General features: G+C 37.7%; 23 protein-coding genes. 14 read left to right on the plus strand and 9 right to left on the minus strand.

Going from position 1 to position 24,170, the window contains the following annotated elements:
• Nucleotides 1-513 precede the first annotated feature (513 nt).
• From D0T85_RS06180 to D0T85_RS06215, 8 genes are all read left to right on the plus strand, one after another.
• A complete protein-coding gene (locus tag D0T85_RS06180) occupies nt 514-2,067 on the plus strand; it encodes a tetratricopeptide repeat protein (protein WP_163211297.1) in 1,554 nt (517 codons plus the stop codon).
• Nucleotides 2,068-2,290: 223 nt separating this feature from the next.
• The gene (locus D0T85_RS06185; protein ID WP_163211299.1) at nt 2,291-2,935 is read left to right on the plus strand and encodes a hypothetical protein; all 645 of its coding nucleotides are present in this window, start codon (nt 2,291-2,293) and stop codon (nt 2,933-2,935) included.
• A 12-nt stretch (nt 2,936-2,947) separates the two neighbouring features.
• On the plus strand, nt 2,948-3,511 hold the full coding sequence (locus D0T85_RS06190) for a hypothetical protein (RefSeq protein ID WP_163211301.1): 564 nt from the start codon (nt 2,948-2,950) through the stop codon (nt 3,509-3,511).
• A 59-nt stretch (nt 3,512-3,570) separates the two neighbouring features.
• Nucleotides 3,571-4,233, plus strand: a complete 663-nt coding sequence (locus D0T85_RS06195; RefSeq protein ID WP_163211302.1) for a hypothetical protein — start codon at nt 3,571-3,573, stop codon at nt 4,231-4,233.
• Nucleotides 4,234-4,396: 163 nt separating this feature from the next.
• Nucleotides 4,397-4,882 (plus strand): DUF5025 domain-containing protein, encoded by a 486-nt coding sequence (locus tag D0T85_RS06200; RefSeq protein WP_163211304.1) that lies wholly within the window; start codon nt 4,397-4,399, stop codon nt 4,880-4,882.
• A 106-nt stretch (nt 4,883-4,988) separates the two neighbouring features.
• Nucleotides 4,989-5,594, plus strand: coding sequence for a hypothetical protein (locus tag D0T85_RS06205; protein WP_163211306.1), 606 nt, complete (start codon nt 4,989-4,991; stop codon nt 5,592-5,594).
• Nucleotides 5,595-5,676: 82 nt separating this feature from the next.
• The gene (locus tag D0T85_RS06210; RefSeq protein WP_163211308.1) at nt 5,677-6,255 is read left to right on the plus strand and encodes a hypothetical protein; all 579 of its coding nucleotides are present in this window, start codon (nt 5,677-5,679) and stop codon (nt 6,253-6,255) included.
• A gap of 23 nt (nt 6,256-6,278) precedes the next feature.
• Entirely contained in the window at nt 6,279-6,929 is a 651-nt protein-coding gene (locus D0T85_RS06215) for a hypothetical protein (RefSeq protein ID WP_163211310.1), read from the plus strand.
• A 103-nt stretch (nt 6,930-7,032) separates the two neighbouring features.
• On the opposite strand, the gene D0T85_RS06220 is transcribed toward D0T85_RS06215, so the two are convergent.
• Both D0T85_RS06220 and D0T85_RS06225 read right to left on the minus strand, forming a co-directional pair.
• Complete coding sequence (locus D0T85_RS06220) at nt 7,033-7,578, minus strand: NERD domain-containing protein (protein WP_163211312.1); 546 nt, start codon at nt 7,576-7,578, stop codon at nt 7,033-7,035.
• The gene (locus D0T85_RS06225) at nt 7,578-8,627 is read right to left on the minus strand and encodes an ATP/GTP-binding protein (protein ID WP_163211314.1); all 1,050 of its coding nucleotides are present in this window, start codon (nt 8,625-8,627) and stop codon (nt 7,578-7,580) included. The genes D0T85_RS06220 and D0T85_RS06225 overlap by 1 nt, the downstream gene beginning before the upstream one ends.
• A gap of 83 nt (nt 8,628-8,710) precedes the next feature.
• Between D0T85_RS06225 and mutS the strand changes: the two genes are divergently transcribed.
• The 3 genes from mutS (at nt 8,711) to D0T85_RS06240 (ending at nt 11,965) form a co-directional block, all read left to right on the plus strand.
• Nucleotides 8,711-11,344: a DNA mismatch repair protein MutS gene (gene mutS, locus D0T85_RS06230; RefSeq protein WP_203558423.1), complete on the plus strand. Its 2,634-nt coding sequence runs from the start codon at nt 8,711-8,713 to the stop codon at nt 11,342-11,344.
• A gap of 83 nt (nt 11,345-11,427) precedes the next feature.
• Nucleotides 11,428-11,661 carry a hypothetical protein gene (locus D0T85_RS06235; RefSeq protein WP_163211316.1) on the plus strand — a complete coding sequence of 78 codons (234 nt, stop codon included), beginning with the start codon at nt 11,428-11,430 and terminating at the stop codon, nt 11,659-11,661.
• Nucleotides 11,654-11,965 carry a type II toxin-antitoxin system RelE/ParE family toxin gene (locus D0T85_RS06240; RefSeq protein WP_163211318.1) on the plus strand — a complete coding sequence of 104 codons (312 nt, stop codon included), beginning with the start codon at nt 11,654-11,656 and terminating at the stop codon, nt 11,963-11,965. The genes D0T85_RS06235 and D0T85_RS06240 overlap by 8 nt, the downstream gene beginning before the upstream one ends.
• A 68-nt stretch (nt 11,966-12,033) precedes the next feature.
• On the opposite strand, the gene lgt is transcribed toward D0T85_RS06240, so the two are convergent.
• The 3 genes from lgt to ychF form a co-directional block, all read right to left on the minus strand.
• Entirely contained in the window at nt 12,034-12,897 is an 864-nt protein-coding gene (gene lgt / locus D0T85_RS06245) for a prolipoprotein diacylglyceryl transferase (RefSeq protein WP_370459934.1), read from the minus strand.
• Between the two features lie 45 nt (nt 12,898-12,942).
• On the minus strand, nt 12,943-13,848 hold the full coding sequence (locus D0T85_RS06250; RefSeq protein ID WP_163211320.1) for a ketopantoate reductase family protein: 906 nt from the start codon (nt 13,846-13,848) through the stop codon (nt 12,943-12,945).
• Between the two features lie 92 nt (nt 13,849-13,940).
• Complete coding sequence (ychF, locus tag D0T85_RS06255) at nt 13,941-15,044, minus strand: redox-regulated ATPase YchF (protein WP_163211322.1); 1,104 nt, start codon at nt 15,042-15,044, stop codon at nt 13,941-13,943.
• Nucleotides 15,045-15,279: 235 nt separating this feature from the next.
• On the opposite strand from ychF, the gene D0T85_RS06260 reads away from it, so the two are divergent.
• The gene (locus D0T85_RS06260) at nt 15,280-15,789 is read left to right on the plus strand and encodes an RNA polymerase sigma factor (RefSeq protein WP_163211324.1); all 510 of its coding nucleotides are present in this window, start codon (nt 15,280-15,282) and stop codon (nt 15,787-15,789) included.
• 183 nt (nt 15,790-15,972) lie between these two features.
• Complete coding sequence (locus D0T85_RS06265) at nt 15,973-16,482, plus strand: RNA polymerase sigma factor (protein ID WP_163211325.1); 510 nt, start codon at nt 15,973-15,975, stop codon at nt 16,480-16,482.
• Between the two features lie 4 nt (nt 16,483-16,486).
• On the opposite strand, the gene D0T85_RS06270 is transcribed toward D0T85_RS06265, so the two are convergent.
• The 3 genes from D0T85_RS06270 to D0T85_RS06280 form a co-directional block, all read right to left on the minus strand.
• Entirely contained in the window at nt 16,487-17,740 is a 1,254-nt protein-coding gene (locus tag D0T85_RS06270) for a histidine phosphatase family protein (protein WP_163211327.1), read from the minus strand.
• 1 nt (nt 17,741) lies between these two features.
• Nucleotides 17,742-19,142 (minus strand): glycoside hydrolase family 28 protein, encoded by a 1,401-nt coding sequence (locus D0T85_RS06275; protein WP_163211329.1) that lies wholly within the window; start codon nt 19,140-19,142, stop codon nt 17,742-17,744.
• Between the two features lie 181 nt (nt 19,143-19,323).
• A complete protein-coding gene (locus D0T85_RS06280; RefSeq protein WP_163211331.1) occupies nt 19,324-21,624 on the minus strand; it encodes a GH92 family glycosyl hydrolase in 2,301 nt (766 codons plus the stop codon).
• Between the two features lie 65 nt (nt 21,625-21,689).
• Here D0T85_RS06280 and D0T85_RS06285 point away from each other — a divergent pair, with 65 nt between their 5' ends.
• Entirely contained in the window at nt 21,690-22,019 is a 330-nt protein-coding gene (locus D0T85_RS06285) for a hypothetical protein (RefSeq protein WP_163211333.1), read from the plus strand.
• A 495-nt stretch (nt 22,020-22,514) separates the two neighbouring features.
• On the opposite strand, the gene D0T85_RS06290 is transcribed toward D0T85_RS06285, so the two are convergent.
• Nucleotides 22,515-24,167, minus strand: a complete 1,653-nt coding sequence (locus D0T85_RS06290; protein ID WP_163211336.1) for a RagB/SusD family nutrient uptake outer membrane protein — start codon at nt 24,165-24,167, stop codon at nt 22,515-22,517.
• Nucleotides 24,168-24,170 lie beyond the last annotated feature (3 nt).

Here is a 24,170-nt window from a genome sequence, read left to right on the forward strand (position 1 = left end):
ATTCAAGTATAATCCATAATACTATAAATATAGGATTATATAATGTATAGCACCACAAAGGTATTACACTTTCGTTTTTACTTCTAAAAATCAAAAAATCATTTCAAAAACTATCGCTCTGTATAGTTGTTTTACGCCTTCAAAAAACAATAAAATACAGAAAATCACCTTGCTTACCCCTGTTATACGTGCTACAGAGCCTATTTTATGGTGTATTTTCAAAATGCAGCATTTTGCATTGATGAAATGCTGCATTTCGTTTAATCAAAATGCTGCATTTCGAAAGTGTGAAATGCAGCATTTTGAAATAACGATTTGCAGCATAAAAAATGGTAATTATTTGTTGATAGATAAAAATAAACATTTAGACACGGATTACGCGGATTTCACGGATTAAGAAACACGGATAAATATATGATACTAAAATCCGTGTATTAATCCGTACAATCCGCGTAATCCGTGTTTAAAAACTTTCTGTGTTTTAATTACCAAAATATTTGTTACATTTGCAACATGATTTTTTTTAAATGGAATACCATATACGGAATCATTGCGATTCTTTTACTTTCTTCGTGCACTATTAGTAACACTAAAAAGTTGTTGGTGCATGCAGAATATGTTATGCAAAATCATCCGGATAGCGCTTTAATATTATTGCGCGATTCTATAGATGTATTATCTTTAAGCTATCGGGATGTACCACTCTATGCTTTACTTTACACACAAGCCTGCGATAAAAACTACGTTCTACATACCAGTGATTCATTAATAAATATTGCAGTACAGTATTATAAATACACTAATAATTTAAGAAAAGCACAGGCGTATTTTTATCAGGGTAGTGTTTATCGTGATATGGAAAGAACTACTGATGCCGTAGATGCATTTCTGAAAGCAAAAGAAGAATTACCTACTGGGTATAACACTCGGTTTAGTGATATGATTAATAGGAATTTGGCTTTATTGTATGAAAGATTAGGATTGTTCGAAAAGGGAATGGAATTTGTACAAGATAATTATCAGGCTTGCTTAAATCGACATGATTCTGTAGAAATAATGTTTCCATTAAATGATATAGCACATTTTTATTTATATGAGGGTAAATATGATAGTGCTTTAATTTATTATCAACAGGCTTTAAATGCAAGTAAGGTTATAAATGATTCTTTAATGCGTATTAGTATTTTGTATGGTATATCTCAAACATTTTATTTAATGCATGATTATCCTCATGCTAACTACTATATTGAGGAAGCTATTTCCATTTCCAAAGATGATAGTGATTCTTTATTTTATTATACATTAAAAGGAGACATTCTTTTAGCTTTGGATAGCATTGATGCTGCACGTTATTTTTTAAAGAAAGGAATTCATAGCAATGACATTGATATTTCATTTTATTGTGCCGAATCATTATATTATTTAGAAAAGGATTTTGGAGATCCTCAAGATGCTTTCATATATAACGATTTACATTTAGCTTTAAAGGATTCGTTAGATGAAATGAACCGACGTGCCGATGCATTAGCATTAATAAATAATCATTCAACAAATAAACATACTAAGCAATTACTTACCGAGTGGAAACAAGAACGAATAGTTTGGATTGTTAGTATAGGAATTCTTATAGTTTTGCTATTGTTTTTTGTATTTAAGGTGTTTCAAATAAAAAAAAGAAAAACAAAAGAATCTTTGCCTGTTAATCAACCAGAAAAAAGTATTATTGATGCTCTGCAAGATGCTAAACTTGTTTTTGTGAATTCGGAAGTTTACCAATACATGGTACATATTAACTCTTGTGTATTAACCAACGAATTGAACCTTTGTTTAAATGAGCGGCAAGAAATAGCAAAGAAATCTGCCGAATATTTCTCGGAAATCATTATTAAATTGAAAAACAAATATGCGTTGACAGATGATGATGTATATTGTTTTATATTGCATTATTTAGGCCTTTCGGCTAAGGCAATTACTACCCTTATGGGTATAACTTCGGATGCATTAAGGTCTAGAAAAAAGAGAATCCGAAGAAAATTGGATGAAGAATTACTGTTTGTAATTGATTGATATTCAGTTTAAAAACTAAGTGACACAAAACTGACACAGACTTTTTATTACCTTTAATGATATAAATTATTCCTTTGTATACGAATTTAATATTTCTGTTGGAGGGGCAATTATTGGATATATTCCCGAAGTATTTACTATAAAAAGTGTTCATATATTTGGTGCTGTAAAGTATAACAATAAATGGAGAGGCATACGTTTCTATAAAAATGATTAAAAAACAATGAAATTCTTACTCATTATCTTTATGATGTATCCTGTAATCTTATTTGGACAAGTCCGAATAGGGTGGGGAGGTGATGCAGCTATATATGGCAATTACAGTTATGGAACATTTATGGGGCATATCTCAATTACTCATAATTGGCTAATGAGTAAGAATTTTGCATTTTCATTAGGCGTAATGTATTCTTATACTCGGATTGATGAATTAAGTGCATGGAAAACTTCGGAGGCTCATTATTTTTTTGAAGACGATGTTGTTAATCGTATTAATATATTGGCTTCTGTTACATATGCTCAACCAATTCTAAAGAATACAGGAATTTATGTAAGTGGATCTGCTTTTGCAGAACCTATACCATTCAGTTACGTTAGTATTGAGAAATCTACTAATGTTTTTGACAGTACCTCAAAAGGTAAATACGCATATACACGATTTACTCCAGGTGCATTTATTGACATTGGTATCTATCATGATTTCAGAAAAGGGAATAATTTACTGAAAGTTTTCTTTGGTATTGGTTATGGGTTGCATGATCCGCTACCTGATTATCGAAATATTAGTATAGATGGACAGGATTTATCAACCAGAATTCCTGATAAGAAAGACTTATATCGTGTAACATTAAGAATAATGGGTTTTTAAAAAATAATATTTATGAAAAAATTAATTTACTGTTTTACTCTATTATTTTGCTTATTGCCTTTAGTTAAAGCAACAGCACAAAGCCAAAAGATACGTGTTTATATCGAAACTTCTTATTTATATGGTTTAGCTGAAAAAGGTGATGGATTTAAACTTACTCGTAGTGATAGTAAGATGAGTGGTGTGGGTTTGCATTTATCTGCTCTATATTCTTTTTCTAAAACATTTTCAGTTGGTTTAGGTTTGGGTTTAGATAGATATAATAATCCGGGATATAACTCATTACCTTTATTTGTTTCATTACAATGCATGCCATTAAATTTTAATAGGAATATATATGTATTTACTAATGTTGGATATGGAGTTGGTGGAGCAGACTTTACTAAAGGCGCAATGTTGGATGCAGGTGTTGGTTATAAATTGATACTTAAAGAGTCTTTTGGTATAAATTTAAGATTAGGTTATAATTTGAAACAAATAGATACGAAAGTGAAAGATTTCTGGGGTACTACTGAAATTGGTAGAATAGATAGAAATCGGCATTCTTTATTTATTGCTATAGGTGCCATACTTTAATAAATGGAGAATAGGTTGTAGTTCCACATTGGTTGCAAAAAAGAAGAACTTTTTAAAACATGAAAAGAGTTAACATAACTAAATATCTTTTTTTACTTATCATAATGCTATGTTTAAGCCCACAAATAGTAAAAAGCCAATCCAGATTCTCCCTTATGCCTGGTATTTTTTATAATGGAAGTTTTGTGCGTGAGGATGTAAGTGGAATTGGTTTAATTATGGGGATGGAATTTATGCCTAAAACAAATCATTTCTTTAGTATTGAATTGAGGACTAAGTATGGATATTATAGTTTTGATGATGGAACAAAGTGGTCGCAAGATAATGATGGTTATTGGGAAGCGCCAGTAAATAGAGGTGATCCCCGTTTAGAATATTCGCTATTTAGTTCGCAAATAGGTATAGTACCTAAATTTTATTGGCATATAGATGAATCAGTATCGTTGTTTGTTGAAAATGAATTTGCAAGTGGATTAATGTCGGGAAGGTTTAAATTTAAGAACAAAGAGAAATCAAAATTTACTGAGCCTATTTTTTGTTATAACATAGGTATTGGTGCTGAATTCAGAGAAAAAAAACATGTCTTTGTGGGTTCACTAACATTCTCAACACTTAATTTTCGAAAAAATATAAAGAAGCACAAACCTATTGGGTATAATGAATATATTCCTGATCAGAGTGTTTTATTTCTTGTGAATTTTATTTATAAGATAGCACTGTGAAAATAATCAAATAGATCTTATTGAAAATAATTAGCTTAAATATGACAAAAAACCTACCACTCTTATAATTAAAGGAATTATGAAACTCAACAGAATAATATTTTGCTTTTTTGTTTGTATAATGTCTTTATTATCCTGTGATAATGATGCAAAGAATTATTTTATGTCTAAAGAAAATTTAGACTGGGGGTATTTTACAGGCACAATAAATGGGAATAAAATAGTATTAGAGAATGCTGCTTATCCAGATAATCTTAATAATCCGGTTAAAAGCTTGCGAGAGTCATTACATCCACAAAATAATTATGGCGAATTAGATTCAATTAATATATTGAATACGGGTATTTTGATAGATAACTCTACTACAGTCTTTATTAGATTATATGAATTGATAGTTGGTGAACGTTATTTAATTAGTAATAAGCAGGAAACTCTATATGTTAACAACATTACATTTACAAAAGTAAATGGCGAGGATACAAAGATATACGAACCCAGTTGTCATAATCCTTTTTATATTGAAATTACAGATGTTTCTTGGATAAATTATTATACTCCAATTGTTGAAGTTAATTTGAATGGGGTTTTGTATAATATGGATAATAAGAAAGATTCTGTTATTATTAATGCCAAGTACGGTACTAGATAGTTGCCCAGAGGGCATTCATATCAATAGAAAAACAATATCATAACACAGTAAATCCCCATAGGGGATTCATTGATAATGAATAGAAAACAAATTTAACAAACAAACAATGAAACAAACATTCATCATCTCACTATTGCTATGCACAATTTTCGCAGTTCAAGCACAAGTAAAACTAGAAAGCGGTCTTCTTATTGGTGGTGGTAAAAGTAACCCATCCACAAGTCTATACCCTGATTTTGCTGTCTTCTATAATGATTACGCAGTAAAGAACAAATTCCATTTCTCGTTAGGTTACCGTTTCCGGTTGAAACCAGTAAACTCTCGTTTCTTTTACGACTTAGATTTAAATGTCGGCATAAGGAGTTTTAACCACGAATATAGCGAAAAGAATGAATCCGCACAATGGCAATTTTACTCCGGATCGGATCAAACCTATGCACATGCAGCACTAGCATTGGCCGCCAATTATAAAATATACAAAGGTTTAAGTGTTGGCGCAGGTGTTGAACCCCGGTATTATTTTTACCAGAGTGGAGATAAATTAGTAAACCCAGCAATAGATATTCCTATTGTAACTAAGCTGGCCTATAATTTCCGTTTCATAGAGGTTGGGTTGGCCTATAAACCAACAGTATTTAAATCGTTAAAAGTTGGTGGCGTAAAGTCTCTTCGCTTTAACGATTGGGAAATATCTCTATACATTCCCTTTTAATAAATATTTAGAATTTTTGAGTAGGGAATATCTTCGTTCCCTCTGTCTTTATTGATATACAACAATATTAATATCAATAATTATGAAAACGAAACTATTACTATTCGCATTTTTACTTTTTAATTTAAGTGGAGTAAACGCACAAAAAGTGCAAAATTTACCAAAGGTTCAATTTGTACTTGATTACCATTACAATTTAGGAATAATTGAGCGGGGAGATCTTTATAATATCAATCGTTCCGACTATCACATGTATGGCAATTCTTTGCGGTTATCTGCTTTATACAATCTAAATCCTAAATTGGCATTGGGTGCAGGTATAGGTCTTGATAGATACGAAGCCATCGGACATAACACATTGCCTGTGTTTGCAACCTGTTATTATTCGCCATTAACAAAGCTACCACGTGCATACGTATATAGCAATCTGGGTTACGCTATTGGTAACGAAACTCATTTTACACGAGGAATGCTTTTTGATTTAGGTATAGGGTATAGGAAAATGTTTAAAAAGCACTTCGGATTAAACTTTCAGATTGGGTATAATTTGAAACAATTTAGAGGAGATAGATTAAACTGGTGGGACACAGACGAAATTGTTGTTGAAAAATACAGTCAATTCCGACATTCTCTCTCAATAGGATTTGGGTTTATATTCTAACTTACTCAAACAGGAGGTTTGTTATGAAATTAAAAAGATTCTTACTTATTATTTTTATCTGTAATCCCATTTTGTTGTTTAGCCAAATCAGAGCAGGGTGGGGTGGCGATGCGGCTATGTATACAAATTACGATTATGGAACTTTTATGGGCCATTACTCAATTGCTCGTAGCTGGTTAATGAACAGAAACTTTTCGGTATCGCTAGGTGCCATGTTTTCTTATGCCCGGTTAGATTTACCAGGATTACAAACTGCGGATGCTCATTATTATTTCGACGATGAATATGTTGGGCGTTTAAATGTATTGACATCCGCTACATATACCCTGCCCATTTTTAAGATAGCAGGCATTTATGCCAGTGCATCTGCATTTGCCGAGCCTATACCATTTAACTACATCGGGATAGAAAAACATACAGCCACTTCTATTGATAAATCAAAAGGGAAGTTTGTATTTACCCGCTTTACCCCAGGTGCATTTATTGATGTTGGTATTTATACAGATTGTAAAAAAAACGATGGTATATTTAAAATATTTGTAGGTGTTGGCTATGGTTGGCACGATCCGGTACCCGATTACAGAAATGCCAGGTTTGACGGACAAAAGCTATCTGCCGGGTTTTCGGATAAGAAAAATATGTATCGCATAACAATAAAAATTATGGGTTTCTAATGTTTCTAATGTTTCTAATGTGCCAATGTGAAAATATGCCAATGTGCCAATTATTTGGATGCGCAGCCAATTGGCATATTGGCACATTATCTCATAATAAGAATCAGCGAAATCGAACCCTGATACCATCAATCATTGGAGGATTATCTATATTGTTTACTGAAATTCGCACTGGGTGTAACCAACTAAGTTTTTGTTTTAGTTTGTTATTCCATGCCGCCATTTTAGTTTTCTTTTCTTTTGGATTAGATTCATCAAACTCTATCCATGCAATAATGCGGATGGGTGTTTTTACCTTCAAGAATATTTCACCAAATAGTTTCCAAAAGTCTTCATCGTTGGTCGAAAAACGGGCTGCCGACATACCACAAGCCATTGAATCGCGAACTTTGATGGCTATTTCTGTCATTAATTCTTCGGCATTTGATTTCAATCTTTCTTTTGTTTTCGGATCACTTGTATGGCCACGGAAGTTTTTTACTTCAATAAATATTATTTTATTCTTTTCGTGAAGATAAATAAAGTCGACCCCTTTGGTCGAAATAACATCCTTAACTTTTATATGTGCAATGTTTTCATCAAACTTAATGCAATCGCAATTATGTTCGTTGTGTTCGAAAATGAGGCTACCTTCTGTAAATGTATTCATTACTGCACAGAATTTAAAAAGGATTGTTCCAAATCATAGTAATTTGCATATTCATCAAGAATAGGATTGTTTTGGATGCTAGATAATGTTTCTCCTTCTTCTATAGCAATAGTATTGTTTTGTTTTGAGAGACAGAAAAACTTCATGTCAGGTGTTTTTTGTTCTTCTTTGTATTCGGAATAAAGAGAAAGTAAGTGTGTGAGCAAATAATCGTGTGTTGCAATAAATATTTGTATTCCGCACCGGGCTAATTCTAAAATAAAACCAGCTACCACTTTTATTAGTGCCGGATTTAGATTTGCTTCGGGTTCATCCCAGAAAAGTATTGAGTTTTCTTTTAGTTCACCATTTAAAATGAGGTACATTACAGATGCTAGTTTCCTGAATCCTTCGGCAACCAAATGAGCTTCAGTTGTTCCATTTTCATCTTTAATATAAAAGCGTCCGTTTTCTTGAATAACATTAAAGTTCAGTTCTTTTTCCAGCACATTAATAGCCTGTTGAAGAGGGTTTTTAAAACTCTCTTTTAGTAGTGGTACATTTAATGATTTGGCTAATGAAATATAAGTTTCGTCGAAAGATATTTCTCTCTTTTCTGTTAATCCAATAAATCCTTCAAACAACGAAAGCATTTCTCTAGGTGGGATATACATGCTATTCATTTCTTCCCATTTTTCGTCCTTTAAAATAGATACATTATTTTTCGAGGTAGAATTAAATGAGTAAGTAAGTTCTTTTTTATTGATAGAAATAGAAACTTCGGCCTTAGGAGCATCACTGTTTTTCTTTTCTTTGCGTACAAGATTTCCTAAACGGTCGGGCTTAAAATAATTGATTATATTTTCAGCAATAAGAGTGCTCTTGTAGTCTTTCGAATCTTTTATTCCTGTTACTAACAAGTTATTAGCATTAACAGTGGCTGCTATGTTTTTTAGGATATGCGTTTTCCCAGTTCCATTTTTGCCAATAAAAACATTTATACTTTTACTGAATAGAAAAGTATTATCCCGAAAATTAGTGAAGTTGTTGAAACTTATAAAATCTATCATAATTTGATTGGATGTTTTATGCAAAAGTAATAATTATAACTCTTAATTCCTTATCTTTGCTTCCTTATTCAGCAAATAAAACAATGAAGAAGCACCCTGTAGGCAGCGATGATATAGTATTAACCCCAATGATGAAACAGTTTCTGGATTTAAAAGCTATACATCCGGATGCTGTTATGTTATTTCGTTGCGGCGACTTTTACGAAACATATTCAACCGATGCCATTCTTGCATCCGAAATTCTGGGAATAACCTTAACCAAACGGGCAAACGGAAAAGAGAAAACCATAGAGATGGCCGGCTTTCCGCACCATGCACTCGATACTTATTTACCCAAACTGGTACGAGCTGGTAAACGCGTGGCCATTTGCGATCAACTAGAAGATCCGAAGGCAACCAAGAAGTTGGTGAAACGTGGAATTACCGAACTGGTAACCCCCGGTGTATCTATCAATGATAATATACTGAACCACAAGGAAAATAACTTTGTAGCCGCTGTTCATTTTGGAAAAACAGGCTGTGGTGTTGCATTTCTGGATATCTCGACCGGTGAGTTTCTTACAGCCGAAGGGCCTTTCGATTATATTGATAAGCTATTAAATAACTTTGCTCCCAAAGAAATACTTTTTGAACGCGGTAAACGGAATGCTTTTGAAGGCAATTTCGGGAATAAATACTTTACTTTCGAACTAGACGACTGGATCTTTACCGACTCTACCGCCCGCGAAAAGTTGCTGAAACATTTCGAAACCAATAACCTTAAAGGCTTTGGGGTAGAACATCTTAAGAATGGAATAGTAGCTGCCGGAGCCATTTTACAATACCTGGAAATGACCCAGCATACACAAATAGGTCATATTACCGCCCTCTCCAGGATTGAAGAAGATAAGTATGTGCGTATGGACAAGTTTACCATACGTAGTCTTGAACTTCTATCTACCATGAACGATGGTGGAAAAAGCTTATTGGAAGTACTGGATCGTACCATCAGCCCAATGGGAGCCCGGTTGTTGAAACGTTGGGTTGTATTTCCGCTGAAAGATGTAAAACCCATTAACGACCGTTTAAATGTGGTTGAATACTTCTTTAAACAGTTAGAATTCAAAGAATTGATCGAAGAACAGCTTCAGCTAATTGGCGATTTGGAACGTATTATATCCAAAGTAGCAGTTGGTAGGGTTTCGCCTCGCGAGGTTGTTCAGCTTAAAATAGCTTTGCATGCCATTGAACCTATAAAACAAGCTTGTTTAGAAGCCGATAACGCTAGTTTAAACAGTATAGGCGAGCAGCTTAATCTTTGCCTCTCTATCCGAAGTAAAATAGAGAAAGAAATAACGAACGATCCCCCGTTACTTATCAATAAAGGCAATGTTATTAAAAGTGGAGTAAATGCCGAACTCGATGAACTGCGCCAAATAGCCTTTTCGGGAAAAGATTACCTGTTGCAAATACAACAACGCGAAAGTGAAGCCACTGGTATCCCCAGTCTGAAAATAGGTTTTAATGGCGTATTTGGTTATTTCATTGAGGTGCGTAACATTCATAAAGACAAAGTTCCGCAAGAATGGATAAGAAAACAAACTCTTGTAAATGCCGAACGCTATATAACACAGGAACTAAAGGAATACGAAGAAAAAATACTTGGTGCAGAAGATAAAATACTTTCTCTCGAAACCAGTTTGTACAATGATTTGGTATTATCATTAACAGAGTTTATTCCTGCCATTCAGATAAACGCTAACCAGATAGCACGGTTAGACTGCTTGCTGGCGTTGGCCAATATTGCCCGCGAAAACAAATACATGCGTCCGGTAATTGTGGATGATGATGTATTGGATATCCGTCAGGGACGCCATCCGGTAATTGAAAAGCAAATGGCGATAGGAGAGAAGTATATCGCAAATGATGTAATGCTGGATACCAATAATCAGCAGATTATAATTATTACCGGACCTAATATGGCCGGTAAATCAGCTTTGTTACGCCAAACAGCACTTATTACTTTAATGGCACAATTGGGATCTTTTGTTCCTGCCGAAAGTGCCCACATTGGTTTGGTTGATAAGATTTTCACCAGAGTAGGGGCTAGTGATAATATATCGCTGGGCGAATCTACATTTATGGTAGAGATGAACGAAGCAGCCGATATCCTGAACAACGTATCGACCCGTAGTTTAATTCTGTTCGATGAACTTGGTCGCGGTACCTCAACCTACGATGGTATTTCCATTGCCTGGGCCATAGTAGAATACATCCACGAACATCCTAAAGCTCGTGCACGCACTTTATTTGCCACTCATTACCATGAACTCAATGAGATGGAGAAATCCTTCAAACGGATTAAAAACTACAATGTATCAGTCAAGGAGATAGATAATAAGATTATATTCCTTCGCAAGCTGGAGCGGGGTGGGAGTGAGCACTCCTTTGGTATTCATGTAGCTAAGATGGCTGGTATGCCCAAAAGCATTGTAAAGCGTGCAAATGATATATTAAAGCAACTCGAATCCGATAATCGCAAGCAAGGAATATCCGGTAAACCACTGGCTGAGGTTAGCGAAACACGCGAAGGAATGCAATTGAACTTCTTCCAACTGGATGATCCGGTATTAAGTCAGATCAGGGATGAAATATTGAATCTGGATGTAAATAACCTAACTCCGTTAGAGGCGCTTAATAAGTTGAGTGATATAAAGCGGATAGTGAAGGGGAAGTAATGAACAGAAATGATGTTTAACGAGTTATATTTTTATTTCTCTTTTTTATTGTTTACATTTGTGTTATATTAAAAGTTTTGATTATGACCACGTTGGAGTTACAAACAAGAAAAGTTGAATTAGCAAAACGCATATTAAGTTCAAACAATGAAGAACTTATAGAGAAGATGTCTAACTTATATAATAAAATAGCAGGTAGTTATCCATGTGATTTTACTATAGAAGAAGTTGCTCAAGCTTGTGAAGAAGCAATTAAACAATATAAAGAAGGAACAATAACTCCACATAGCCAGATTAAACGCAAAGTTCATGAGTAAAATGTTGGGATGGTCGGATAAGGCAAAAGAAGATTTAGAAGAAATTTTTGAGTTTTATTTTTTCAAAAATCCGCAATTAGCCGCAAGAATTCATGATGGAATTTTGGACGAAGCAGAAAGATTAATAGAATGGCCGGAAGTAGGACAAATTGAAGATGAATTAGTTAGGTTTAATCTTGAATATCCGTTTCGGAGACTTGTTACAAGGAATGGTTTATTTAAATTGATCTATTATATAGTTGATGATAGCGTAATCATTTCACGTGTATGGTGTTGTCGTAAAGATCCTTTAGATTTTGAATAATATAATAGAAAAGCCCTTTTCAATTGATAGTACTTTATCATTGAAAAGGGCTTTTACTATTAACTCTATTATCGTTTTATCTCCGGTTTCATCTTATCCAGTTTCTTTCCCGCGAATATGCAAGCCAAACCAAGGATAATGAAAGGAACACTTAGCCATTGTCCCATATTAAACTGCATGCCATCTTCGAAGGTTACCTGGTTTTCTTTCAGGAATTCAATAAAGAAACGGAAGGTAAAGATGAGTGTAAGACACAAACCGAAGAAGAAGCCCCGGTGTAATTTAGTACTGTACTTTTTGTACAAGTAGATCATGATAAAGAAGAATAAGAGATATGCCAGTGCCTCGTATAGCTGTGCCGGATGTCGTGGAACCATTCCGGCTTCGGAATTGTTGGCAAATATAAAAGCCCATGGAACATCGGTGGCCTTACCTATAATTTCGGAGTTCATTAAGTTAGCCAAACGGATAAAGCAGGCTGTTATAGGAGTAGCTACTGCAATCATATCGAGAACATCTACGTAGTTGAGTTTTGTTTTCCGTACGTAAAGCCAAAGTGCAATTATTAGCCCTATGGTGCCTCCATGGCTGGCAAGGCCTGAATAACCTTTAAAGTGCCATTTTCCTGCAACATCAATATGTATAGGCAGAATAACTTCTAACGGACTTTGAACAAGAAGTTCGGGTTGGTAAAATATAACATGTCCTAAGCGGGCACCTATTAAAATACCAAAGAAACAATAGAAGAAGAGTGGTTCGAACTTCTTTTCCGGTATTTTCTTGTCCCTGTATTGGTAACGTACAATTATATAGGCAAAGAAAAGGCCTACACCCCATAAAAGCCCGTAGTATCTGAGTGGTATACCAAATATCTTGAATAATTCAGGATTCGGATCCCATACAACCTGCATGGGCACTGCCATTAAATTCATTAGGTTAGTCATATTCTCTCTGTTTATTACTCTTGTAAGAGCAGGTTAATTAAATTTTGCAGCAACTTTGTTGTATGTAGGGGTTTCAACGCCACATTCTTTGGCCAAAGTTATCAGATCGAATAACAATCCCTGTACTTCCGAGTCGTGACCGCGTTCCATGTCTTTTTGCATAGATGCTGTGCTTTGCGGATCAAGCTTATCAATTACTTTAAGATTATATTCAATCATATCTTCCGGAAACTCAATACCAAGTTTAATACCAATTTCAGTACTTTCCCGGGATAATCCTATAAATGTATCACGAATTTCTCCCGGTTTTTGCACTTCACCCATAGGTACATTATAGTAAGCCCCGGTACATGCCATAGCCGATATAAACGACCATTTAATAAATGTGTCTAGCTTGATATCGTTTGATATTTCGGCTTTTATTCCACTTTCTATCAAATCGTTTTGTACATCTTTCAATAAATCGGGCGATACGTTTGTACCTTTGTGCGCACCAAACACCATGCGGAAGATGGTTCCCATTTGGGTAATCTCGCCCGGTGCCGAAATAAATCCTACTATATAAATACAACCATCCAGAACAGTGATTCCCGGTAGATATTGTTGTAGTTTTGGGCCTGTACCATATACATTAAGGATAGGAATTACAATTGTACCTTTGTGTGATGCCCTTTTTATCAGATCGATAATAGAATCTATCGAGTATCCTTTTACGCAAACAAAGATAACATCTGCTTTATCTGTATATTCTTCGGCTGTGCAGGCCTTGATGTGAATTGTATGATTGCCTTTTAGCCCGGATTTTAGTTTTAATCCGTTGGATTGTATAGCTTTGAGATGTTCGCCCCGGGCAATACAGGTAACATCCTTGCCTGCAAGGGTAAGAAAAGCTGCTATACTACCACCAACTCCGCCGGTACCGGCTATAAGATAGTTCATTGAATTTAGTAGTTAGTAGCTAGTAGTTAGTAGCTAGTAGATTAGAACTGCATAGTTCTACTGACTACTGGCTACTAACTACTGACTACTGATTAAACATTAAACCGGAAGTGCATAATATCACCATCCTGTACAATATATTCTTTTCCTTCTACGCTAAGTTTGCCAGCCTCTTTAACAGCAGCTTCCGAACCGTATTTAATAAAATCATCATATTTAATAACCTCGGCACGGATGAATCCTTTTTCAAAGTCGGTATGGATTACAGCGGCACATTGGGGTGCTTTGCTACCTTTAAGGTATGTCCATGCCCTGACTTCCTGTACACCGGCAGTAAGGTATGTTTCCAGATCAAGTAATTTATATGCAGCTTTAATAAGGCGTGATACTCCCGATTCTTCCAGACCGGCTTCTTCAAGAAACATTTGGCGGTCTTCGTAAGTTTCCAGTTCGGCAATATCCGATTCGGTTTTTGCAGCCACTATCAATATATCGGCGTTTTCGTCTTTTACAGCTTCGCGAACCATATCAACGTATTTGTTACCGCTTACAGCACTGGCTTCATCTACATTACATACATATAATACAGGTTTGCTTGTAAGCAGAAATAATTCGCGTGCAACCTTCTGTTCGTCTTTCGTGTCGAATTCAACGCTGCGGGCAGATTTTCCTTGTTCCAGTGCTTCTTTATACTTCACCAATACATCGTATGCAAGTTTAGCTGTTTTGTCGCCACCGGTTTGCGCCTGTTTTTGAACTTTCTGAATACGGCTTTCGATAGTTTCAAGGTCTTTCAGCTGAAGTTCGTAGTCGATAATTTCTTTATCACGAACCGGATTTACACTACCATCTACATGGGTTACGTTCTCGTCATCGAAACAACGCAATACGTGTAAGATAGCATCTGTTTCGCGAATGTTGGCAAGGAACTTGTTTCCTAAACCTTCGCCTTTGCTGGCTCCTTTAACCAATCCGGCTATATCAACTATTTCTACTGTAGTTGGAACGATGCGTTGCGGATGAATTAATTCGGCCAGTTTATTTAATCTTTCGTCGGGAACAGTAATTACCCCTACATTGGGTTCTATTGTACAAAAAGGAAAGTTAGCAGCTTGTGCTTTAGCGTTTGATAAACAGTTAAAAAGAGTGGACTTTCCTACGTTAGGCAATCCCACTATACCACATTGTAATGCCATATTAAGTTGAAAATTGAAATTTCATGTTGAAAACTGCCAAATGAATGGCTTTATTGGTTGCAAAGATAGCAGAAAACTATCAAAAAACACCTGAAAACTATCTGATGTTAATTTTCACCCCAAATCATAATTGTTCTTATCCCGTCCATATTCGATATGAGCCATACATTTGCATCATCATTGATTTACGAAACAAAAAATAAAAAGAATAATAACCCCTTTAAAATTAACCCGTATGAAAAGTAGTAGTTTCAATTTCAGAGAAAGTTTGGTAAGTGTTCAAAGTGACTTATTACATTTTGCGTATAAATTAACCTCGAATAGCGAAGAAGCTAATGATTTGTTGCAGGAAACCTCATTAAAAGTATTGGATAACGAAGATAAGTTTACTCCGGATACAAACTTTAAAGGTTGGGTTTACACCATTATGCGTAATATCTTTATAAACAACTACCGTAAGATAGTGCGCGAACAAACTTATGTTGATACTACAGATAATCTTTACCACCTTAACTCGTCACAAGAATCTGGTTTTGAGTCGACCGATAGTGCTCACGACCTGAAAGAAATGAAAGCTATTGTAGGAAAATTACCAGTAGAATATCGTCAGCCTTTTTCAATGTATGTTGCAGGCTTTAAGTATAGAGAAATTGCAGAAAAAATGGATTTGCCTTTAGGTACAGTTAAAAGTAGAATACATTTTACCCGTCAAAGGCTTCAAGAGGAGTTAAAGGATTATAGATAGGGTTTTACCAACCACCTACTTTCTATCAAAACACCACCCAAAAACTATCTTAAATGGGTTAATGATAGTTTTTGGCCCAATTCATAATTGTTTTTGGTCTCTTGTTTTTTTCTGCCGGGCATATCTTTGCACTGTAATTATGTTAAGAAAAAGAATAGTAACCCCCACATAAAATTAGGTAATATGAAAAGTGATTTTAGTTTCAGGAAAAACCTGATAAACGTACAGGATGATTTATTACGTTTTGCATATAAGTTAACATCAGATACAGAAGAAGCCAATGATTTGCTACAGGAAACTTCGTTAAAAGCATTGGATAATGAAGATAAATTTACCCCTGATACAAACTTTAAAGGTTGGGTATCTACTATAATGCGTAATATCTTTATTAATAATTACCGTAAGAATGCCCGCGAACAAACATTTGTTGATACAACAGATAACCTCTATCATTTAAATCTGTCGCAAGACTCGGGATTTGAAACTACTGATAGTGCATACGATTTAAAGGAGATGCGACGCATTGTTGCTGCTTTATCGGCAGAATACCGTCAACCATTCTCCATGTATGTAGCCGGATTTAAATATAGAGAAATAGCCGATAAAATGGATCTGCCATTGGGTACTGTTAAAAGCAGAATCCATTTTACCCGCCAGAAGTTACAGAGTGACTTAAGAGATTTCAGAAACTAAGAATTTAATTAATAATAGATTTATAAAGGGTTTTAACCTGTTCCCATTTATAATAGGGTTTTGCTGTGGGGCTGCCGAGAGGCAGCCTCACTTCGTTTTCATTATGTAGCAACTTCACAATAACTTCTCCTTTTTTATTCTTGAAGAATATTAATTGCAGATTGGCTCCCATGGGCGATATGCGGAAATCTTGCCATGCCTGATAGTATTTCTTGGGGTCGGTTTCCTGATTATTGCAACCTTCTACCTGCATAAGCGCCAGTAAACGGATAAGGTTGGTATCATGGCCAAAACGAAGATCGGCATAGGGAGTTTGTTCCTGGATTGCCTTATCGGCACTTTCGATAATGTTTTTTAGTAGCGATGTTGCACTTAGTGGCGCTATCCCCTCATTAATAGGGCAGTTGCCATTGCATACATACATCCGGTAGTTTACTGTTTCCCAGATATTGAATAGTTCTTCGTTTTCGAATATATCGTAGAATGTTACCGGTAGTTCTACATCTTGCATATCAGCAGCAATCCAGTATAAGCCCTGCATAAGTTTTACGGGTTTTTCGATGGATTCCGGTTGTTTGAATAACGATTTCATTAAACGTTCCGGATGAATGTTGGCGGCTTCGAACTTATCGAACTCTTTTTTCCATGGGGTGTCTTCGGAATATAGTTGTTCGTGCTGTGGCGAAGTATAGGCAATGTAAGACATATTGCGCTTGCTTGCTTCGCGGATTATTTGCAGTGAAGGGTTTAATTCCTTCAATTGTTCGCAAAAGGCAGCCATACTTATTATGCAACGGGGAGAAGTGCTTGAGTTGGCCAATACTTTGGCATCTTTTTTAAATAGTTGCGGATAGTTTTTGTATAGACGCTTGGCTATGGCTTTGTGCTGACGTTCGCCCAGCGGGGTTAGATCTCCGCCGCGGCCTTGTGCATCTTCCCATACTTTGTAAAGCCGTTGCCTTACATCTTCGCCCAAAGCAGTTAGGTTATTTTGTTCTTTTTCGAATATATCTAAAACCTCCAGGTAGCGTTCGTCGGATGTCATCCAACGGGAGCCGTGACGGCCGTAATGGCTTACATAAAAAGGTGTGTATCCTTTAGGAACAGGGGTTTGTACTCCATTGGGTTTGGGATATGCATAGTATATGCTGCCCATCTTTTCGGGGCTTTGCAGTATTTCGTTGCGTAGGTTTTGTGCTGTAGCTGTTCCAATAAAACAGCTAATGAGCAGTGTGTATATAAATATTGTTTGCTTCATCTTATTTCTTGTTTACACGTACTGTATTCTGTTCTTTTATGTCTCCTCCAATTTGTTTGGGTTTGGGATTACTCCAACGTACATTGCAATCGTTGATAGTGATATCCGAAGCTGTATCCAGATAGAATGCATACGTTTTATCGTGAATAAATCCTTCGCCGTTGCAGGGGCGTTTATCGTATATGCCACCGGGATAAGAAGTTCGTTTCGTCAGGTTAATATCTACATCGCTGAAGTAGATGTGATTCACTTTATCCTGCGTATCACCACCCACAAAAATTCCATTCTCGCTGGTACATTTAATGTTGTTGAAGAAGATGTTGCTTACCTCGCCCGAGCGTCCTTCGGTAGCTCCTTTGGGGAAACGCCAACCGGCATCTTTATGGTTGCCAATGGCTCGCGGGTAAGAGGTTACATAAATGGGTTCTGCCTTTCCCCACCACACATCGGAGAAGAATAAGCAATCTACTATCATATTAGAGAAGATAATGTTGCTTACTGTACCTTCGTCGCGGTTTTGTATGCCAATACCTCTGTTGCTGGCTTTGATTATGCAGTTCTCGAAAATAACATTATCTATGCTGTCCATATTCTCGGAGCCTATTTTAATGGCACACGAACGGGAAGTCATTACACAGTTAGTTACTACAATGTCTTCGCATGGGCCGTACTCTTGAAATTCCCGGCGGTTTTTGAGGCAGATGCAATCATCGCCCGACTCAATGAAACAATTGGCTATTCTTACTTTCCGCGAGTGGTCGAGGTCGATACCGTCGCCGTTGCGTACTTTCAGGTTATTTATCAGGCTGATGCCTTCAATAAGGGCATCGTAACAACCAATCAGGTGGATGGTCCAGTAAGCGCTGTTACCAATGGTTATATCGCGTATAACAACCTTTTTAGCATTAATAAGGGTTAATACATGTGGGCGGGGGTCAAAGTTGGTTATAGGCTTTAGTTGGTAAGAGTCGTTTAGTTCCTCGCCCATGAACGAAATTCCGTTTCCGTCTATTTCGCCTTTTCCGGTTATAGAGATGTTTTCTATATCCTGTCCATAGAGCCACATCATTCCTTCGCCTTCGTTTTCGCGGAATGCACTGATTTGATAGATGCTCTCGTTGGGGTTAGCCAGTAGTTTGGAGTTAACTTGCAAGTGCAGGTCTATGTTCGAGGCCAGTTTTAACGGGCCCGACAGGAATGTATATCCGGTGGGGAAGAGCACTTGTCCGCCACCATTTTTTGCACAGGCGTCGATGGCGGTTTGTATGGCTACAGCATCATCGGTGGTGCCGTTGCCTAGGGCACCGTAGTCTAAAACATTGAATACGTTTTTAGGTGTGTTTGCACAGGATGCTAGTAGGAGTAGGGAAAGGATGATTCCCGGTAGTTTTATTGGTTTCATAGGGTTATTATTTTATTAACTATAATCAAATGTTGTTGCCGCATGGAATTCCCCGCCCTTGAGGGGCGGGGTGGCCTTTAGGCCGGGGCGGGGAGTATATTATCTGCATAGTGGTATCACCCCCCTCTCCGCCCTTTGGGCACCTCTCCCCTCTAGGGAGAGGAATTCCATGCGGCAAAGTTTAATTGTACGACGGCGGACAATCTTTAGCCCCCCATTCCTTATTTGGCTGATTCCCCATAACAAACTCAAATGTTCCTCCCGATACAATATCGTTATGCGAAATATAATTCTTTGTGTACTCTTTGCCATTGAGTTTGGCCGATTGGATATAAATATTCTCGTGCGAAGCATTGTATGCCTTTACTGTAAAAGTATGGCCGTTTTCTAACTTAATAGTAAGTTCCGGGAACGATGGACTAGCCAACACATAATAAGGAGTGCCCGGACACACCGGATAGAAACCCATTGCAGCAAACAAATACCATGCAGCCATTTGTCCGGCATCGTCGTTACCGGATAATCCGCCGGGTTCGTTAAGGTATTCTGTTTCCATTATATGACGCACTTCGCGTTGTGTTTTCCACGGCTGACCGGCATAATTGAACATGAATGCTACCTGATGGCAGGGCTCGTTTCCATGCCAATAGCGGTTTTCGCTGAACATTGAATCGAGTTTGCTGATGTATTTTTCTTTTCCGCCCATGGTTTGCATTAACCCTTCTGCATCGTGGGGTACATACCATGTATAGTGACAAGGAGCACCTTCGGTAATGAAACTTGCAAATGTAAAAGCATTGTTGTCTTGCACAAAGGTTCCATCGGCATGGCGTCCCTGTGCATATCCGGTTGTGGGACTGATTACGTTTTTATAATTCATGGAGCGTTTGGCCAATGCTGCATAATCATCTTTGTTCAGGGCTTTGGCTACTTGGGCAAGAACAAAGTCGTTGTACGCAAATTCTAATGTACGCGATACTTGTTCGTTGGTGTGAAATGCTTCTTTTACCTGATCTTCCAAGGGGATATAACCGTATTCGGCATACGATTTTAATGCACGGCGTCCCATTCCGTTTTTATATTCGTTGTAATCCGAAGGCGTTTCGAAGGCATTCTTTCTCATTCCTTCGTAGGCTTTTTGTATGTCGAAGTTGTGGATTCCTTTTAAGTAAGCATCTCCGATTGCCGATATGCAATGGTCGCCAATCATGGCTGCCGTATAACTGTTCCAACACGGAAATATAGGAAGCCATCCACCCTGTTCGTATTTATCGACCAACGATTGCATCATCTCCCCGCACTTTTGCGGGGTAAGAATTGTTATTAGCGGATGCAGGGCCCGATAGGTATCCCACATACTGAAATCGTCGTAATAGTTTTGGCCTGCCGCTGTTTGGCGTATCGGGGTTGCTTTCGAGAAAGTGGGGTAACGCCCATCTACATCATTAAACGTACGAGGTAGGAAAGAGGCACGGTAAAGAGCACTGTAAAACAATTCTTTATCGCTCTTGTTTTGTGTTTGCACTGTAACCAGCGATAGTCTTTGTTCCCAGATGTTGGTTAGTTCTTGCCGGGTTTGTTCAAAATTCCAGTGAGGGATTTCGGCTTCCATGTTTCTTTGTGCTCCTTGCATATCGGTGAACGAAGAGGATGCTTTTACCAATACCGGTTCTTCGTTATTGGTTTTAAACCGGATGTAGGCTCCAATTCCTTGATGGTTTGCTATCTGTTTTTGGTTTGGAAATAAGCTATCGTTACGGAATGTACCATACTCTTCAATCTCGTTTTGGTATTGGATAATGAAATATCCGTTGTATCCTGCTGGTTCTCCCCATCCCTGATAAATGCGGTGAACGGGGTTATAACCGCGTATTTGTTTCTTGTCTGTGTCTATTTCAATATATCCTTGTCCTTCGTCGCTGTTGGGGTTAACCACAAGCCAGGCATCTTGTTGTTGTTGATAGCTAAAGCGGAAAATAGCAGTGCGCGAGCGCCCGGTCATTTCGGCAAAGATATTATAATCTTTTAGCGCAACAGCGTAGTAGGAGGGGGTTGCCGTTTCTTCGTTGTGTGTAAACAGGCTGGCACGTGTTTCGGGTTGGCATTTTAAATCGCCCGAAAGTGGCATCAGGGTCATTGACCCATAATCTTGTGTGCATCCGCCTACAATCCAGTGTGAGTTGCGGAATCCCTGAATCCGGGTGTCTTTATAATAATAAGGCGCTTTACATTTTAATTCGGTGTTTTGGGTTTGGGCAGTCCAGAAATTCATGCCATTGGGTTCGAGTACAGCAGGCAGGGTTTGCCCGTATTCTTCGGTATTCTTGCCAAAATTTCCGGCTGTCTTTGTTATGCTGGGTGCGGTACCTATACGTGTGTCTACATAAGGCAATAGAGCTTCTTTTTGGGGGCTGGCACAAGAGAAGAAAAAAACAGATGCCAATAGTAAGCTGTATATTATGACTTTTAAGTAGATGTTCATAATTATGTAATGTATTGAGTATATTGATTGTATATGAATCCCCTATGGGGATTAAGAATTGTGTCATGATATTATTTTCTATTGATATGAATGCCCTACGGGCAACCGCATGCAATATAGATCGAGTGTGCCAGCGTAACAATATTAAGAACGAAGACACCCTACGGGCAACTGCATGCAATATGGATCGAATGTACCAACGTAACAATATTAGGTACGAAGATGCCCTACATGCAATTGCATACAATATAGATCGAATGTACCAACGTAACAATATTAGGTACGAAGACACCCTACGTGCAACCGCATACAATATGGATCGAATGTACCAACGTAACAATATTAGGTACGAAGATACCCAACGTGCAACCGCATACAATATGGACTGCATCTAATGCCCAGAGGGCATTCATATCAATAGAAAAACAAAACACATGAACACAAATCCCCGTAGGGGATTCATTGATAATGAATAGACATCAAAATAGTATAAACTAATTATGAATATCTACTTATATTCATGCCTTTACTATAAAGGGGGATTGTGACTGTCTATGTGTTTCTTTATTGTTTCCTTATATGAAACAAGTTGTTTCCTATATAGGATACCACTTGTTTTCTATATAGGATACCAACTGTTTTCTATATAGGAAACTAACTGTTTCCTATATATGAAACTAACTGTTTCCTATATATGAAACTAAGTCTGTGTTATAAGATTCTTTTCATTTTGATTGAAGCATTTGGGTTAGGATAAATTCCTCCTCCGCCCTTCGGGCACCTCCTCCAAAGGAGGATACCATGCGGAGATGCTCTATAGCGCAGCCTATCCTCCTTTGGAGGAGGTGCCCGAAGGGCGGAGGAGGAGAATCAATCAAAACATAAAATAATTAGTATCCGGCATTCTGTTTCCAATTCGTATTGGTATTCATTACCTCGGTTGGTAACGGGAAAATACGGCGGAACTTCTCTGTAGCACTTTTTGCATAGATAGAACGCAATCCCCATAAATCTTCGAACTTACCAAAGCGGATAAGGTCGTTACGGCGCCATGACTCGTCCGAGAATTCGCGTGCACGTTCGTCCAGAATATCATCCAAGGTAGGAGCAGTAGTTATTTCCGGTGCATGCACATACGCACGTATCTGATTCAATAAAGACATGGGTGTATCGCCGTTGGTAGCTGTTGCACCGCGCAGAATGGCTTCGGCCTTCATAAGTAATACATCGGCATAACGGAAAATAGGTACATCGTTGCTTTGGCTACGGCCATCGTCGCTGGTGGTGTTGGGGTCCATATAGAATTTAATGGAACGGTACCCCATTGATTTACCAATAAGGTCAGAACCGGCATTCAAGGTTTCTTCCGGATTACCCAGTTCAGGACGCAGATAAATCTCTTTGGTTAGTTCTACGTGCCATGTAATAGAGGCATCCTTATCGGAACCGCTGTAAAATTGATCTACACCACTATTGGTTGTATTGATGGTAAGCGGATCACTTGTAATGGCATAGTCTTTCCAATAATATTGCTTGCCGGTTAGCCAGATGTTGTTGCGGTCGTCGCCTTCCAGATTGAATTTGTCGTAATACTCGGGCAATACACGTAATGTACCGCCTACTGATCCAGCCATTTTATGGTCGAACTGACTGCGGCCTTCACGGTGTGTCCAGAAACGGGCATAAGTCATACCGCGCTGAGTAACACGGTCGTAAGGCATCACAAAGATGAAGTCTTTAATGTGTGCACCGTTAGTTGGTAAGAATTTAGACCAGAAAGAATCATTCAGGTTAAATTTGCCTGATGCGATAATGGCATCGCACATCTTAACAGCATCGTTTAACTTTGGATTACTATCAGTTGGATTGTAATTGGCAACATCGCTTGCTGTGTACAAAGCCCAGTTCAAATATACTTTAGCCAGTAAAGCTTCGGCCATGTAGCGGGTAGCTTTGCCATAGGTAGTTCCATCTACGGTGGTTGTTAAACGGTCAAGAACAGCCAGAAGCTCTTCTTCAACAAACTTGCACACATCGGCACGTGGCGAACGGTCGGGCTGTCCGCCACCCATCGAAGTCATAATAGGAGCATCGCCAAAGTTATCCATCAAAATGAAATAGTAATAAGCACGCATGGCACGGATTGGAGCAGCACCGTTGCTTTCATCATCGCCCAACTGGGCCAATACACTGTTACAGGTGTTTATACCATTCATGGCCGAGTTCCACATAGATGGAATCATACCATGATCGGGTGTCCAGCTATGGAGTGCGAGGTCGCGGTAACGGCCACCGTCAAAGTAGTCGCCACCAATAGATACAGCAACAGCTTCGTCGCTCGAAAGCATCTGGCAAAACCAGTGGTCGCGGCCTAATGTACCACGGTAACTGCTGTAAACACTGCCCGAGATAGCATCTACTGCATCTTCAGAATCAGGAAATTCGGTATATTGCGACTTGATGTCAACATCTAAGTCGGTACAACTTGCTGCTAAAGCTAACAGGGCAACAGGTAGAATGGATTTTATAATTGATAGTTTCATAAA

This window comes from Bacteroides sp. 519, assembly GCF_010500955.1.
Lineage (GTDB): Bacteria > Bacteroidota > Bacteroidia > Bacteroidales > Bacteroidaceae > Bacteroides.